Source organism: Agrobacterium sp. D14 (assembly GCF_001526505.1).
GTDB lineage: Bacteria > Pseudomonadota > Alphaproteobacteria > Rhizobiales > Rhizobiaceae > Agrobacterium > Agrobacterium leguminum.
Genome location: NZ_ASXX01000015.1, coordinates 1 through 14748, shown reverse-complemented (window position 1 = coordinate 14748; position 14748 = coordinate 1). Strand labels below are relative to the sequence as shown.

Here is a 14748-nt window from a genome sequence, read left to right as displayed (position 1 = left end):
TCCGCGCGAGACGCAAAACGGGTGTAGCGCAAATCGATGGAAAGATGAGTCTTACCAGCTACGCGGCGTCATCCTCGGCCCTGTGCCGAGGATCCAATCACGTTGAATGGAATTAACAGGTCGCAGATCCTCGGGACAAGCCCGAGGATGACGTCGAGAGCAGGTATGTCTGCCGTCGTCAGTCACAGAGTTGCCCTCAGCCCTTCGTCGGCTTCGGCCCGCGCTTTTCGAAGGGCTTGTCCTTCTTGCCCTCGTATTTCGGCTTGTCGCCGAAGGGCTTTTTCTTTTTCCAGGGCTTATCGTCGCCCTTGCGGTCATCGCGGGGGCCGCTTGCATTGTCCGATTTGCTGAATTTCCGCTGCGCCTTGGCCGGGCGCGTGTCTTCGCGGAAGCCGCCGGTCATTTCCGGCTTGCCTTCCAGCGCCTTCAGACGGATGCCCTTTTCGAGCGTCATGTCCTTGCCGATGGCGGAGGTGAAACGGTCGACGGCATCGGCCGCCAGTTCCACGAAGGTCTCCGTCTGCTGCATGCGGATCGCGCCGATATCCTGGCGGGTGATCTTGCCGAAACGGCAGAGCATGGGGATCAGCCAGCGCGGTTCGGCGCTCTGCTTGCGGCCGACGGACAGCGAAAACCAGGCGCTGTCGGCGAAATCGGAACGTTCGCGGCGCGGTGCATTGTTTTCGACCGTTTCGAAACTGTCGCGGCGCGGCTTGCGATTGTTGTCGAGCGAGACTTCGGCGATGTCCTCCGGCGCGGAACGTCCGGCGTGGTACAGGCGCACGAAAGCGGCGGCGACCTTTTCAGCGCCATGCTGTTCCAGGAGCTTAGTGACGAAATCGCGCTCGTCCTCGGCCACGGCCTCGGTCAGCGACGGGTCAGCCAGAAGCCGGGCGCCATCGCGCTCGACGATCTCCTCGGCCGAAGGCGGACGAACCCATGCCGGGCTGACCTTGGCGCCTTCCAGCAGGCGCTCTGCCTTGCGGCGCTGGTTGATCGGCACCACGATGGCGCTGACGCCCTTTTGTCCGGCGCGGCCGGTGCGGCCGGAGCGATGCAGAAGCGTTTCGGAATTGGTCGGCAGGTCGGCATGGATAACGAGTTCGAGACCCGGCAGGTCGATACCGCGGGCGGCAACGTCGGTCGCCACGCAGACGCGGGCGCGGCCGTCGCGCATGGCCTGCAGCGCATGGGTGCGCTCGTTCTGGGTCAGTTCGCCGGAAAGGGCCACGACGGCAAAGCCGCGATTGTTCAGCCGCGCCGTCAGATGGTTCACCGCCGCACGGGTGGAGCAGAAGACGATGGCGTTGCGGGCTTCATAAAAGCGCAGCGCATTGATGATGGCGTTCTCGCGGTCGGCCGGCGTCACCAGCATGGCGCGGTATTCGATATCCACATGCTGCTTCTGTTCGGAAGCGGTGGCGATGCGCACGGCGTTCTTCTGGTAGCTTTCCGCAAGCTTGGCGATGCTGCGCGGAACGGTGGCCGAGAACATCAGCGTGCGGCGGGTTTCCGGCGATTCTTCCAGAATGAATTCCAGATCTTCACGGAAACCGAGATCGAGCATTTCGTCGGCTTCATCCAGCACCACGGCGCGGATGGACGACAGATCGAGCGCGCCGCGCTTGATGTGGTCGCAAAGACGCCCGGGCGTGCCGACGACGATGTGAGCGCCGCGTTCAAGCGCACGGCGCTCGTTGCGCACATCCATGCCGCCGACGCAGGAGGCAATCGAGACACCGGCGAATTCATAGAGCCACTCCAGCTCGCGCTTGACCTGCATGGCCAATTCGCGGGTCGGCGCGATGGCGAGCGCCAGCGGTGCGGAAGCCTGACCGAAGCGGCCGTTCTCCGGCAGCAGCGTCGGCGCCAGTGCAATGCCGAAGGCGACGGTCTTGCCGGAACCGGTCTGTGCGGAAACCAGCGCATCCTTGTCGGCCAGTTCGGGTGCAAGCATGGCCTGCTGCACGGGGGTCAAATCTTTATAGCCGCGTTTTTCCAACGCCTGCGCGATCGCCGGGGCGATACCCTGGGTGTCTGTCATCTACCGTCTTTCGGATATGAAGCCGCCCGCATCCGCCCGAAACCAATAGGTCCTAAAGTCTCCGGGGCAGCCGATACGGGCCATTTCGGCCATCTGGCCGGTTGCATTGCCGCGCTCATACTGCGAATGGGCCGGTTTGTACAGTGCACTGCGGTACGCTCTTTTGCGGGTGCTTTATCCCGTCGACGTTTTCATCCCGCCATTGTTCCGGAGCGATGCTGCGAAAAAGGCGTACCGCATGGTTCATAAACGGCATTGCGTGCCCCCCGCCTTTTCGCTAAGAGACCCGCAACTTGAGGCTCTTTGTCAGGAAGAGCCGACTGGGTTTGTTCTTGTCCGTCCGCTCTTTGAACGAGCCGGCGGGAAAATGGGATGGTACTGGTCAAGGCTATGGCTCGCATTGTCATGAAATTCGGCGGCACGTCCGTCGCGAACCTCGAACGCATTCACAATGTCGCACGGCATGTGAAACGCGAAGTGGATGCCGGCCATGAAGTGGCCGTGGTCGTTTCCGCCATGTCCGGCAAAACCAATGAGCTGGTGGACTGGGTGCAGAACGCAGCGAAGGTGGCCGGCGCCAACGCCGCCTCCTTTTTCGATGCGCGCGAATATGACGCGGTCGTCGCATCCGGCGAACAGGTGACATCGGGTCTCCTGGCGATCACGCTGCAATCCATGGGCATCAATGCGCGCTCCTGGCAGGGCTGGCAGATCCCGATCCGCACCGACAATGCGCATGGCGCCGCCCGCATTCTCGAAATCGACGGTTCGGATATCATCCATCGCATGGGTGAAGGGCAGGTTGCCGTTGTCGCCGGTTTCCAGGGCATCGGCCCGGACAACCGCATCGCGACGCTTGGCCGCGGCGGTTCGGATACGTCCGCAGTTGCGATTGCCGCCGCCGTCAAGGCGGATCGTTGCGACATCTATACCGATGTCGACGGCGTTTATACGACCGATCCGCGCATCGAGCCCAAGGCTCGCCGCATGAAGAAGATCGCCTTCGAGGAAATGCTCGAAATGGCCTCTCTCGGCGCGAAGGTTCTGCAGGTTCGCTCGGTCGAGCTTGCCATGGTACACAAGGTGCGCACCTTCGTTCGCTCCAGTTTCGAGGATCCCGATGCGCCGGGCATGGGCGACCTCATCAACCCGCCCGGTACTTTGATTTGTGACGAGGATGAAATCGTGGAACAGGAAGTCGTAACCGGCATCGCCTATGCCAAGGATGAAGCACAGATCTCGCTGCGCCGCGTGGCCGACCGTCCGGGCGTTTCCGCCGCGATCTTCGGGCCGCTCGCCGAAGCCCATATCAACGTCGACATGATCGTGCAGAACATCTCCGAAGACGGTTCGCGCACAGACATGACCTTCACCGTTCCTTCGGGCGACGTTGCCAAGGCGATCAAGCTTCTGGAAGACAACAAGGCCCAGATCGGCTTCGACGTCGCGCAGAACGAGACCGGTCTTGCCAAGGTTTCGGTCATCGGTATCGGCATGCGCAGCCACGCCGGCGTCGCCGCCAGCGCGTTTAAGGCGCTTGCCGAGAAGAACATCAACATCAAGGCGATCACCACCTCCGAGATCAAGATTTCGATCCTGATCGACGGTGCCTATGCCGAACTTGCGGTTCGCACTTTGCATTCCGCCTACGGTCTCGATAAGAGCTAAGCCGAGACATCGGTTCCCGATGCTCCGATTCTTCGGAGTTGCGTTCTTCCGATGTGGCGTTTCATGAAAGCGTGTCCCTTGCGGGACGCGCTTCTCGCGCTATAAATTTTTAAATGACCTTTTGATTCTCGAATATTATGACATTCGGATCGGAAGTGTCGGGGAGCAAACGCGATGAGAGACCTTTCCGCAGGTCCGCGCGTCCTGCTCAAGCGGCTGCGCGAAATGATGGCGGAGCACCTTGAACCGCAGGACCGTCTGGACCAGATCGTCCGTCAGATTGCCAGCAACATGGTGGCGGAGGTTTGCTCGGTCTATGTGCTGCGCTCCGACAGCGTGCTCGAGCTTTACGCGACCGAAGGTCTGAACAAGGATGCCGTGCATCTTGCCCAGCTGAAAATGGGGCAGGGTCTTGTCGGCACCATCGCCGCTTCCGCCCAACCTCTCAATCTTTCCGATGCGCAGGCGCATCCCGCTTTCCGCTATCTTCCTGAAACCGGTGAGGAAATTTATCATTCCTTCCTCGGCGTGCCGATTTTGCGTTCCGGTCGCACTCTTGGCGTTCTTGTGGTCCAGAACAAGGCCAGCCGAACATACCGGGAGGATGAAGTGGAAGCGCTTGAGACAACCGCGATGCTCATTGCCGAAATAGTGGCGAGCGGCGAGTTGAAGAAGATCACCCGCCCTGGGGTGGAGCTGGATCTGACGCGCGCCGTTTCCATCGATGGCGACGGCTATGGCGAAGGCATCGGTCTTGGCCACGTCGTGCTGCACGATCCGCGCATCGTCGTCACCAATCTGCTCAATGAAGATGCCGATACGGAAATCCGGCGTCTTGCCGATGCCATCGGTTCGCTGCGTCTCTCCATCGACGATATGCTGCAGCGTCGCGATGTGCCGACCGAGGGTGAGCACCGCGAGGTTCTGGAAACCTACCGCATGTTCGCCCACGACCAGGGCTGGGTGCGGCGCATGGAAGAGGCGATCCGCAACGGCCTGACGGCGGAAGCGGCGGTCGAGAAGGTGCAGAGCGATACCAAGGCGCGCATGATGCGCCTGACCGATCCCTATCTGCGCGAGCGCATGCATGATTTCGACGATCTCGCCAACCGGCTGCTGCGGCAGTTGATCGGTTTTGGCGGTCGTGGGCCGGAGCAGGATTTCCCGCTCGACGCCATCGTTCTGGCGCGCGCCATGGGTGCTGCCGAACTGCTCGATTACCCGCGTGAAAAACTGCGTGGTCTGGTGCTTGAAGACGGCGCGGTGACGAGCCATGTCGTCATCGTCGCGCGTGCCATGGGCATTCCGATCATCGGGCAGGCGACCGGTATCGTCGCTCTGGCGGAAAACAACGATCCCATCATTATCGATGGCGATGACGGTCAGGTGCATCTGCGCCCGATGTCGGATTTGCAGCGTGCCTATGAAGAAAAGGTGCGCCTGCGCGCCAAGCGGCAGGAACAGTTCCGCGCGCTGCGCAACGTCGAGCCGATCACCAAGGATGGCCAGAAGGTCAATCTGAAGATGAATGCGGGCCTTTTGGTGGACCTGCCGCAGCTCGACGAATCCGGCGCTGACGGCATTGGCCTGTTCCGCACCGAGCTGCAATTCATGATCGCCTCCAACATGCCGAAGGGCGAGGAGCAGGAGGCGTTCTACCGCTCCGTTCTGCGGCAGGCGAAGGGCAAGAGCGTCACCTTCCGTACGCTCGATATCGGCGGCGACAAGGTCGTTTCCTATATGCGCGGTCAGGAAGAGGAAAACCCGGCACTGGGCTGGCGGGCGATCCGCCTGTCGCTCGACCGGCCGGGCCTGATGCGCACGCAGATGCGCGCGCTGCTCCGTGCCGCCTCGGGCGCCGAGCTGCGCATGATGCTGCCGATGGTGACGGAAGTGTCAGAAATCCGCGCCGCTCGCGATCTTCTGCAGAAGGAAGTGCAGCATCTTTCGAAATTCAGCCACGCGCTGCCGAAGAAGCTGCAATTCGGCGCCATGCTGGAAGTGCCATCGCTGATGTGGCAGCTCGATGAGCTGATGCAGGAGGTGGATTTCGTCTCCGTCGGTTCGAACGACCTGTTCCAGTTCTCGATGGCGGTCGATCGCGGCAATGCGCGTGTTTCGGATCGTTTCGATAATCTCGGCAAGCCGTTCCTGCGCATTCTGCGCGATATCGTCCGCGCCGGCGAAAGGCACCACACCTCGGTCACGCTGTGCGGCGAAATGGCGGGCAAGCCGCTTTCGGCCATGGCTTTGATCGGCCTCGGCTTCCGTTCTGTTTCCATGTCGCCGACGGCCATCGGTCCGGTCAAGGCCATGCTGCTCGGGCTCGATGCCGCGCGCCTTGCCGAAGAGCTGAACGCGGCGCTGGACGACCATAATTCGCTGGAAAGCGCGCGCGAGGTGTTGTTACGCTTTGCCGCGACGCATTCCATTCCCATTTAGAGCATTTCCAGGAAAAGTGGACCCCGGTTTTCCGTCCGGAAATGCGTTAAAGTAAAAAGTTAGAGCGTTTTCGCGTTTCGAAGAAAAGCGAAAACGCTCTAAAAGACCTGTTTCATTATTGGAGTGACTGGTGGCGAAGCTTCCCGTCGAAAAAATGCGCGAGTTGGAAAGACGCTTCGGTGAGATCGAAGCGCGTATGTCGGCCGGGCCTGCTGCGGATGTCTATGTGAAGCTGGCTTCGGAATATTCCGAACTCGAGCCGGTGGTGAAGAAAATCCGCGACTACGAGAAGGCGGTTTCCGAGGCCGCCGATCTGGAGGCGCTGCTGGCCGACAAGTCGACCGACAAGGATATGCGCGACCTGGCGGAAATGGAGCTGCCGGAGGTCGAGGTCCGCATCGGCGAGCTTGAAAAGGACATGCAGGTCCTGCTGCTGCCGAAGGATGCGGCGGACGAAAAAAGCGCGATTCTCGAAATTCGCGCCGGCACCGGCGGGTCCGAGGCCGCGCTCTTCGCCGGTGATCTGTTCCGCATGTATGAACGTTTCGCCTCGACCAAGGGCTGGAAGGTGGAAGTGCTTTCCGCAAGCGAGGGCGAAGCGGGCGGCTACAAGGAAATTATCGCGACGATCAGCGGGCGCGGGGTGTTCTCCAAGCTGAAATTCGAATCCGGCGTGCACCGGGTGCAGCGCGTACCGGAAACTGAAGCGAGCGGCCGTATCCACACGTCTGCTGCCACCGTTGCTGTGCTGCCGGAAGCGGAAGATATCGATATCGAAATCCGCCCGGAAGACATTCGCATCGACACGATGCGAGCCTCGGGTGCGGGCGGCCAGCACGTCAACACCACCGACTCCGCCGTTCGCATCACCCATCTACCGACGGGCCTGATCGTCACCAGCTCGGAGAAATCGCAGCATCAGAACCGCGCCAAGGCCATGCAGGTTCTGCGCTCGCGCCTTTACGACATCGAGCGCCAGAAAGTGGATAGCGAACGTTCGGCCGACCGTAAGAGCCAGGTTGGTTCCGGCGACCGTTCCGAGCGTATCCGCACCTATAATTTTCCGCAGGGCCGCGTTACCGATCACCGCATCAACCTGACGCTCTACAAGCTGGACCGGATGATCGAAGGCGAGATCGATGAACTTGTGGATGCGCTGATCGCCGACTATCAGGCGGGGCAGCTTGCACAGCTCGGCGAACAGCTTTGAGCACGGCGGCTGAAGCGAGTGTTGCGAACGCGCTTGCCGCAGCCCGCAAAAGGCTGCAGGCGGCGGGGATTGCCGATCCGCTTCTCGATGCGCGGCTTTTGATTGCGGAGGTTGTCGGTTTTTCATTGACCGATTTCGTGATGAAGCCTGATCGTGTCATTACGCCGGAAGAAAGCGCCCGTATTGCCGCCATGATCGAAAGACGGGCGAATGGCGAACCCGTTCATCGTATTCTCGGCCACCGGGAATTTCATGGCCTCGACCTTCTTTTATCAAAGGAGACGCTCGAACCCCGGCCGGATACGGAGGTTCTTGTTGATACCCTGTTGCCGGCGCTGAAAAAAGCCGTTTCCGCCAAGGGCAACGCCCGCATTCTGGATATGGGCACCGGGACCGGCGCGATCTGTCTGGCGCTGTTGAAGGAGTGCCCCGAAGCAACCGGCATCGGCAGCGACATTTCCGCCGATGCGCTGGAAACGGCGGCCCGGAATGCGGCCCGAAACGATCTCGGCGGGCGCTTCGAGGCCATCCGCAGCGACTGGTTTGAAAAAATCTCTGGCCGCTTTGACATAATTGTGTCGAATCCGCCTTATATAAGGACTGATATCGTCGCAACGCTTGACCAGGAGGTTCGTATCCACGACCCGATGGCGGCGCTGGATGGAGGTCAGGACGGCCTTGCACCGTACCGCCTCATCGCTGCCGATGCAGGCCGCTTTCTTGTGGAAAACGGGATTGTCGGTGTGGAGATCGGTTTCGATCAAAGGCTTGATGTTTCCGCTATATTTGCTTCCCACGGCTTCTCTCTTCTGGACGCCGTGAAGGATTATGGCGGTAACGACAGAGTTTTGACCTTCCGGAGATAGTTGTTCGCGATATGTCTGCGGATTTTTTGCAAGGATATTTTGCACAGCAAAAGAAAAGGCTTGGATTTCCGCAGGAAGCGGGATAGTTTGCGGCCACATGCCGGGTGGCTGAGGACGAACACAGATTCGTCAGGGTATGGGTCAGTCCCGAAGCGGGTTCTTTAAAGAGCCCTGAAAGGCTGGGCGTTTCCGGCATGTGAATCAGTAAACTTTGTTCGCAGGCGGCTCGGTGCAGCATTTGCGCAGCCGGTCGTCATACGCGAGGTCTTGCCCTGGGGTTATCTTCGGCAAGGCGCGTGATGGAGCAATTTCAGGAAAAATTTCCAGCGGTTTTCCGCCCGGAATTGCATGAAAACAACCAGATTGTCAGCAAAACAGAATTCAGGTGAGCAATTGATGAGGCCAGGACAGCAAAACAAGCGCGGCCGGGGGCGTGGAAACAACAACAATAACAATGGTGGCGGTAACAACAACTTCAACCGCAAGGGCGGCAACCCGCTCACCAGGACTTATGACAGTTCCGGCCCCGATGTTAAAATCCGTGGCACAGCCCAGCACATAGCGGAAAAATACGCGGCTCTGGCGCGCGACGCGCAGAGTTCCGGCGACCGCGTGATCGCTGAGAACTATCTGCAGCACGCTGAACATTATAACCGCATCATCGCTTCGGCTCAGGCCCAGATGCAGGAACGTTTCCAGCGCGACGACCGCGGCGAGTACAATGCTGCCGATGGCGACGATATGGATGTGAACGACGGCGATGAAGGCGTCGTTGCACCGCAGCAGCAGGCCGAACAGGCCGAGCGCGCGCAGCAGCCGGAACGTCAGGAGCGTACTGAGCGGAACGAACAGCGCCAGGAGCGTCGTGAGCGCCCGGACCGCCGCGAGCGTCAGCCGCGCCAGCCGCAGGTAGCCGCCGAACAGCCGCCGCCGGTATACGACGCCAGCCAGGCGCCGCAGCCCGTCATCGAAGGCACGCCCATGGAAGTGGCTGTTGAGGAAGAGCAGCAGCAGGCGGAAGCTCCGGCGGGCGAACGCGCACCGAAGACGCGCCGTGCAACCGGACCGCGCCAGCGCCGCCCGCGCCGCACCGCCGCTGCGGAAGGCGCCGAAGGCGAAGATGCGCCGGCCGGTGAAGACGCTGCACCTGCCACGCTTGAGAACGCTGCCGAATAAGCAGCTTCTGCAAATCACTCTGCGATCGAAAAACTCCGGCCTGCCGGAGTTTTTTGCTTTTGGTGCTTGGTTATGAACATTCCGCCAGCAATCCACGTGATTTCATGTGGCGAATTGATGCCTGTCAAATCATATGAAAATTTCCCGGACGGTGGATTTTCTCCCCTTTAAACCGATGAAAATGCCTCCCATATTCGTGCAGGACGGACGGAAGCCGCATTCGCCGGCAACCGACCGTCGAGAGGCGGCAATCGTGAAATCCTTTAAGCACGGCTGTCGCAGCGGGGCTTGCCTTTTGAGGGAGCCTCAACCCTAACACCCGGAGCCGTGCCGAAAGCGGGCGGGCCGGTCTATGGAGGTTCGACTATGAATATTGAAAAATACTCTGAGCGCGTTCGCGGTTTTCTGCAATCGGCACAGACCTTTGCGCTGGCGGAAAACCATCAGCAGTTTTCGCCCGAACACGTTCTGAAGGTTCTGCTCGATGACGAGCAGGGCATGGCGGCATCGCTGATCGAGCGGGCCGGTGGCGATGCCAAGGAAGCGCGCCTTGCCAATGATGCGGCGCTGGCGAAATTGCCCAAGGTTTCCGGCGGCAATGGCGGCCTTTCTCTCACCGCGCCGCTCGCCAAAGTGTTCTCGACCGCGGAAGATCTCGCCAAGAAGGCCGGCGACAGTTTCGTCACTGTCGAGCGTCTGCTGCAGGCGCTTGCGATTGAAAGTTCCGCCACCACTTCGGCTTCCCTGAAGAAGGCCGGCGCAACCGCGCAGGCGCTCAATCAGGTCATCAACGATATCCGCAAGGGCCGCACGGCTGACAGCGCCAATGCCGAACAGGGCTTCGATGCGCTGAAGAAGTTCGCGCGCGACCTGACGGAAGAGGCCCGCGAAGGCAAGCTCGATCCGGTGATCGGTCGTGACGACGAAATCCGCCGCACCATTCAGGTGCTCTCGCGCCGCACCAAGAACAATCCCGTGCTGATCGGTGAACCGGGCGTCGGTAAAACGGCGATTGCCGAAGGCCTTGCGCTGCGCATCGTCAATGGCGACGTGCCGGAAAGCCTGAAGGACAAGAAGCTGATGGCGCTCGATATGGGCGCGCTGATCGCCGGTGCGAAATATCGCGGTGAGTTCGAAGAGCGTCTGAAAGCTGTGCTCAATGAGGTGCAGGCCGAAAATGGCGGCATCATCCTGTTCATCGATGAGATGCACACGCTGGTCGGCGCCGGCAAGGCCGATGGTGCGATGGATGCGTCCAACCTCCTGAAGCCCGCGCTTGCCCGTGGCGAGTTGCACTGCGTCGGCGCCACCACGCTCGATGAATACCGCAAGCATGTGGAAAAGGACCCGGCCCTTGCCCGCCGTTTCCAGCCCGTTCTTGTGGATGAGCCGACCGTTGAGGACACGATCTCGATCCTGCGCGGGTTGAAGGAAAAATACGAACAGCACCACAAGGTCCGTATCTCGGATTCGGCCCTGGTTGCGGCTGCGACGCTTTCCAACCGCTATATCACCGACCGCTTCCTGCCCGACAAGGCAATCGACCTGATGGACGAAGCCGCTTCGCGTCTTCGCATGCAGGTGGATTCAAAACCGGAAGAACTGGACGAACTGGATCGCCGCATCATTCAGCTCAAGATCGAGCGCGAAGCCCTGAAGCAGGAAACGGACCAGTCGTCCGCCGACCGCCTCAAGAAGCTCGAGGACGAGTTGGCCGATACGGAAGAAAAGGCGGATGCGCTGACGGCCCGCTGGCAGGCGGAAAAGCAGAAGCTCGGCCATGCCGCAGACCTCAAGAAGCGGCTGGACGAAGCCCGCAACGAATTGGCGATTGCCCAGCGCAACGGCCAGTTCCAGCGCGCCGGTGAGCTGACCTATGGCATCATTCCGGGTCTCGAAAAGGAACTGGCTGCGGCGGAAGCCCGCGATAGCAGCGGTGCCGGCTCGATGGTTCAGGAAGTGGTGACGGCGGACAATATCGCCCATGTCGTTTCCCGCTGGACCGGCATTCCGGTCGACAAGATGCTGGAAGGCCAGCGCGAAAAGTTGCTGCGCATGGAAGACGAGCTTGCCAAGTCCGTTGTCGGGCAGGGCGAGGCCGTTCAGGCGGTTTCCAAGGCGGTTCGCCGTTCGCGCGCCGGTCTTCAGGATCCCAACCGGCCGATCGGTTCGTTCATCTTCCTCGGCCCGACGGGCGTGGGCAAGACCGAGCTGACCAAGTCGCTCGCTCGCTTCCTGTTCGACGACGAAACCGCAATGGTTCGCCTCGACATGTCGGAATATATGGAGAAACACTCCGTTGCCCGGCTGATCGGTGCGCCTCCCGGCTATGTCGGTTATGAAGAGGGCGGTGCCCTGACCGAAGCGGTTCGCCGCCGGCCCTATCAGGTCGTGCTGTTCGACGAGATCGAAAAAGCGCATCCGGACGTGTTCAACGTCCTCTTGCAGGTGCTGGATGACGGCCGCCTGACGGACGGCCAGGGCCGCACCGTCGATTTCAAGAACACCATCATCATCATGACCTCGAACCTCGGTTCGGAATTCATGACGCAGATGGGCGACAATGACGATGTGGATTCGGTTCGTGACCTGGTGATGGAGCGGGTCCGGTCGCATTTCCGGCCGGAATTCCTCAACCGTATCGACGATATCATCCTGTTCCACCGCCTGCGGCGCGACGAAATGGGTGCAATTGTCGAAATCCAGCTGAAGCGCCTCATCTCGCTGCTCGGCGATCGCAAGATTTCGCTCGAACTGGATGAGGATGCCCGCAACTGGCTTGCCAATAAGGGTTACGATCCGGCTTACGGCGCGCGTCCGCTGAAGCGGGTGATCCAGAAGGCGGTTCAGGACAGGCTTGCCGAAATGATCCTCGGTGGCGAAGTCCCGGATGGATCGCGGGTCAAGGTGACCTCGGGCACGGACCGGCTGCTGTTCAAGGTCAAGCCCGCAAAGGGCGAGGCCGAAGCTGAAACGGCCGATGCGGCATAAAATGAAAGGGCTCCGGAAACGGAGCCCTTTTTATATGACCGGGCCCTTTTCACATGACCGGGATTGTCGTTCGGGTCTCTCCGCAGATCAGCGGCTCGCCACCTGATTGGGCTTTTCGTCAATATTCAGCAGATTGTCGATGCGCTTTCTCTCATCGGAGAAACGCGCCAGCGCCTCGCCGGAAAGCGACTTGCCGCCCGGCAGGCGTACCTTCATCGCATCCACCTTGGTGCCGTTGACGATCAGCTCGTAATGCAGATGCGCGCCGGTCGAAAGGCCGGTCGATCCCACATAACCGATGACCTGGCCCTGCCGGACCTTTGCGCCTTCGGTGACACCCTTGGCGATGGCGCTCTGGTGGTTATAGGAAGAGACATAGCCATTGGCATGGCGGATCAGCGTCTGGTTGCCGTAACCGGAGGCCCATCCGGCCTTTTCGACGGTGCCATTGCCCGTCGCGATGATCGGCGTGCCGCGGGCGGCGGCCCAGTCGGTGCCGGTATGCATGCGGCTGAATTTCAGAACCGGGTGACGGCGCATGCCGAAACCGGATGTCATGCGGCCGTTCGGAACCGGGTTGCGCAACAGGAACTGCCGGATGCTTTTGCCGTTTTCATCGAAATAATCGATGCTGTTGTCGTCCGGGTTCTGGAACCGGTAAAAACGTGTCTCGTTGTCGCCGAACTTGGCGTTGACGTAGAGCAGTTCCGACTTGTCCGTCGCCTTGCCATCCGCGTCTTCCACGGAGAAGAAGGCTTCCAGCGTATCCGCCGGCTTGAGCTGAGCCTGAAAATCGACGCTGCTGGCCAGAAGCTTGATGAGCTGCGAAACCATGCCCTGGTTCATGCCGTAGGCCAGAGCCGCACGGTAGACCCCGTCATAAACGCTCGGCAGATCGCGTCCGGCGGCAGGTGCCGGGGTGCTGTCGAAGGCGGTCGCCACGGCATCGAGCTTCGGCGGTTCGCTGGCCTTGATGAAACGCTTGCTGTCATCGATGGCCATGGTGACCATGTGCCGGCCCTTGCGGTAAAGGCTGACGCGCACGATGTCGCTTTTCTCGTCTTCCTGAATAATGCCGACGCGCAGCACATCGCCGCTTTCGACATTGTTCGACTGGATTTGCGGCGATAGCAGCCCAGCGATTTCCGAGGACTGCGCCTTCGAATAGCCGGCGCCGAAAAGGGCGGCCTCGATGGTTTCGGTCTGGCGGGCAGGGATCACGTCGTCGGCATATTCCTTGATAGGCACCGAAGCGGACTGCGGGGTCGAGACCGACATGTTCTGTTCGACGACACGGGCGGCAAGGCCCGCGGTAATGTCGACATCGCCGTCGTCATTATCGAAACGGCGTGGGTCGATATAATAGAGCGCGGCCAGCTGTTCGTTGCCATCCGTCAGGATCGAACCGTTCGAGCGCACCGCCTCCTCGACCTCGTCGAAGCTCAAGGAGCCGGCGAAGGCATATTTGGAATGCTGGACGGGAAAGGCGACAGTCTTCAGGCTGACTTCGGATTCAACCTCGGAGCCATAGATCGTTCCCGTCCGGCTTGGCGCGGGTGCCGATGCGTCCTTGTCCTCGTTGCTCGCAAAAATATTCAGGGGATCGAAGGCGGGATAGTCATCCTGCTTGGCGTAATTTGACGCCAGCGGAATCTTGACGTGGGAGAAGGGGACCTTGCGGACCACTTCCTTGTCGCCTTCATTGATGACGGTGGAAACTTCCATGATCGACCGGTCGGACGGCCGGGCCGCGATATTCGGTGCGACGAGGCGCGTTCCGCGACGGGCGGCTTCCGTGGCATTGTTGCCCATATCCGCCTTCGCGAAGGCTTCGGCGGGAATGGCGAGCTGCTGGCGACCGTCAAGAGCGGCAAACAGCGCCACGCCCATCAATATGGAAGAGGTAATGCCGGTGAGGAACGTGCCGGAAAGCCATCGGAGCGAAATTTCGCGACGATCGGGTGCACGGCGCCCTTCCGCCAGAATTGGCGGTTCTGTGCCTAGCGACCGGATCACATTGCGATCCGCAGTCATACCAGCTGTGCCCCGTCGGTCATGCGCTCTCCAGAAACTTCAGGCGAAGGTGTGCAACTTTCAAAGCTGGGAGTCAAATCGGTCGACGCACCAGCGGGACATGTCGCAGCAGCCCATATAAGGACACGCGCAGGCATGTCTCGTATTAACGCTTCGTTGACGAAGCAATTAGCGAGGAAGGGGGCTAAAAGAAGGCGCGAGCCCTGCCTTGACGCCCGGCGGCCTGTTCTCCTGTGCAAAACCAGGAGTGTGGTTGCGTCTTTTTATGCCGATAAGCTCATGAAAACGAAATTCCCTTTTACAATCAGGTACATATC

Annotated in this window: 8 protein-coding genes; 6 read left to right on the top strand and 2 right to left on the bottom strand. The window is 60.4% G+C overall.

Going from position 1 to position 14748, the window contains the following annotated elements; all coding sequences use genetic code 11:
• Positions 1-196: 196 nt before the first annotated feature.
• Positions 197-2044 carry a DEAD/DEAH box helicase gene (locus tag L901_RS11765; RefSeq protein WP_059756811.1) on the bottom strand — a complete coding sequence of 616 codons (1848 nt, stop codon included), beginning with the start codon at positions 2042-2044 and terminating at the stop codon, positions 197-199.
• Positions 2045-2434: 390 nt separating this feature from the next.
• Between L901_RS11765 and L901_RS11760 the strand changes: the two genes are divergently transcribed.
• From L901_RS11760 to clpB, 6 genes are all read left to right on the top strand, one after another.
• Positions 2435-3712: an aspartate kinase gene (locus L901_RS11760; RefSeq protein ID WP_003522538.1), complete on the top strand. Its 1278-nt coding sequence runs from the start codon at positions 2435-2437 to the stop codon at positions 3710-3712.
• A gap of 174 nt (positions 3713-3886) precedes the next feature.
• A complete protein-coding gene (ptsP, locus tag L901_RS11755; protein WP_059756808.1) occupies positions 3887-6154 on the top strand; it encodes a phosphoenolpyruvate--protein phosphotransferase in 2268 nt (755 codons plus the stop codon).
• A gap of 130 nt (positions 6155-6284) precedes the next feature.
• Positions 6285-7364, top strand: a complete 1080-nt coding sequence (gene prfA / locus L901_RS11750; protein WP_059756804.1) for a peptide chain release factor 1 — start codon at positions 6285-6287, stop codon at positions 7362-7364.
• The gene (prmC, locus tag L901_RS11745; RefSeq protein ID WP_059756801.1) at positions 7361-8230 is read left to right on the top strand and encodes a peptide chain release factor N(5)-glutamine methyltransferase; all 870 of its coding nucleotides are present in this window, start codon (positions 7361-7363) and stop codon (positions 8228-8230) included. Before prfA ends, prmC begins: the two co-directional genes overlap by 4 nt.
• 396 nt (positions 8231-8626) lie before the next feature.
• Positions 8627-9406, top strand: a complete 780-nt coding sequence (locus L901_RS11740; RefSeq protein WP_059756798.1) for a DUF4167 domain-containing protein — start codon at positions 8627-8629, stop codon at positions 9404-9406.
• Positions 9407-9772: 366 nt separating this feature from the next.
• Positions 9773-12397, top strand: a complete 2625-nt coding sequence (clpB, locus tag L901_RS11735) for an ATP-dependent chaperone ClpB (RefSeq protein ID WP_059756796.1) — start codon at positions 9773-9775, stop codon at positions 12395-12397.
• An 87-nt stretch (positions 12398-12484) separates the two neighbouring features.
• On the opposite strand, the gene L901_RS11730 is transcribed toward clpB, so the two are convergent.
• Positions 12485-14431 carry a M23 family metallopeptidase gene (locus L901_RS11730; RefSeq protein ID WP_059756793.1) on the bottom strand — a complete coding sequence of 649 codons (1947 nt, stop codon included), beginning with the start codon at positions 14429-14431 and terminating at the stop codon, positions 12485-12487.
• Positions 14432-14748 lie beyond the last annotated feature (317 nt).

Coding starts and splice junctions, on each gene's coding strand:
- L901_RS11765 (WP_059756811.1), bottom strand. CDS start 2,044: ATGACAGACACCCAGGGTATCGCCCCGGCGATCGCGCAGGCGTTGGAA.
- L901_RS11760 (WP_003522538.1), top strand. CDS start 2,435: ATGGCTCGCATTGTCATGAAATTCGGCGGCACGTCCGTCGCGAACCTC.
- ptsP (WP_059756808.1), top strand. CDS start 3,887: ATGAGAGACCTTTCCGCAGGTCCGCGCGTCCTGCTCAAGCGGCTGCGC.
- L901_RS11740 (WP_059756798.1), top strand. CDS start 8,627: ATGAGGCCAGGACAGCAAAACAAGCGCGGCCGGGGGCGTGGAAACAAC.
- clpB (WP_059756796.1), top strand. CDS start 9,773: ATGAATATTGAAAAATACTCTGAGCGCGTTCGCGGTTTTCTGCAATCG.
- L901_RS11730 (WP_059756793.1), bottom strand. CDS start 14,431: ATGACTGCGGATCGCAATGTGATCCGGTCGCTAGGCACAGAACCGCCA.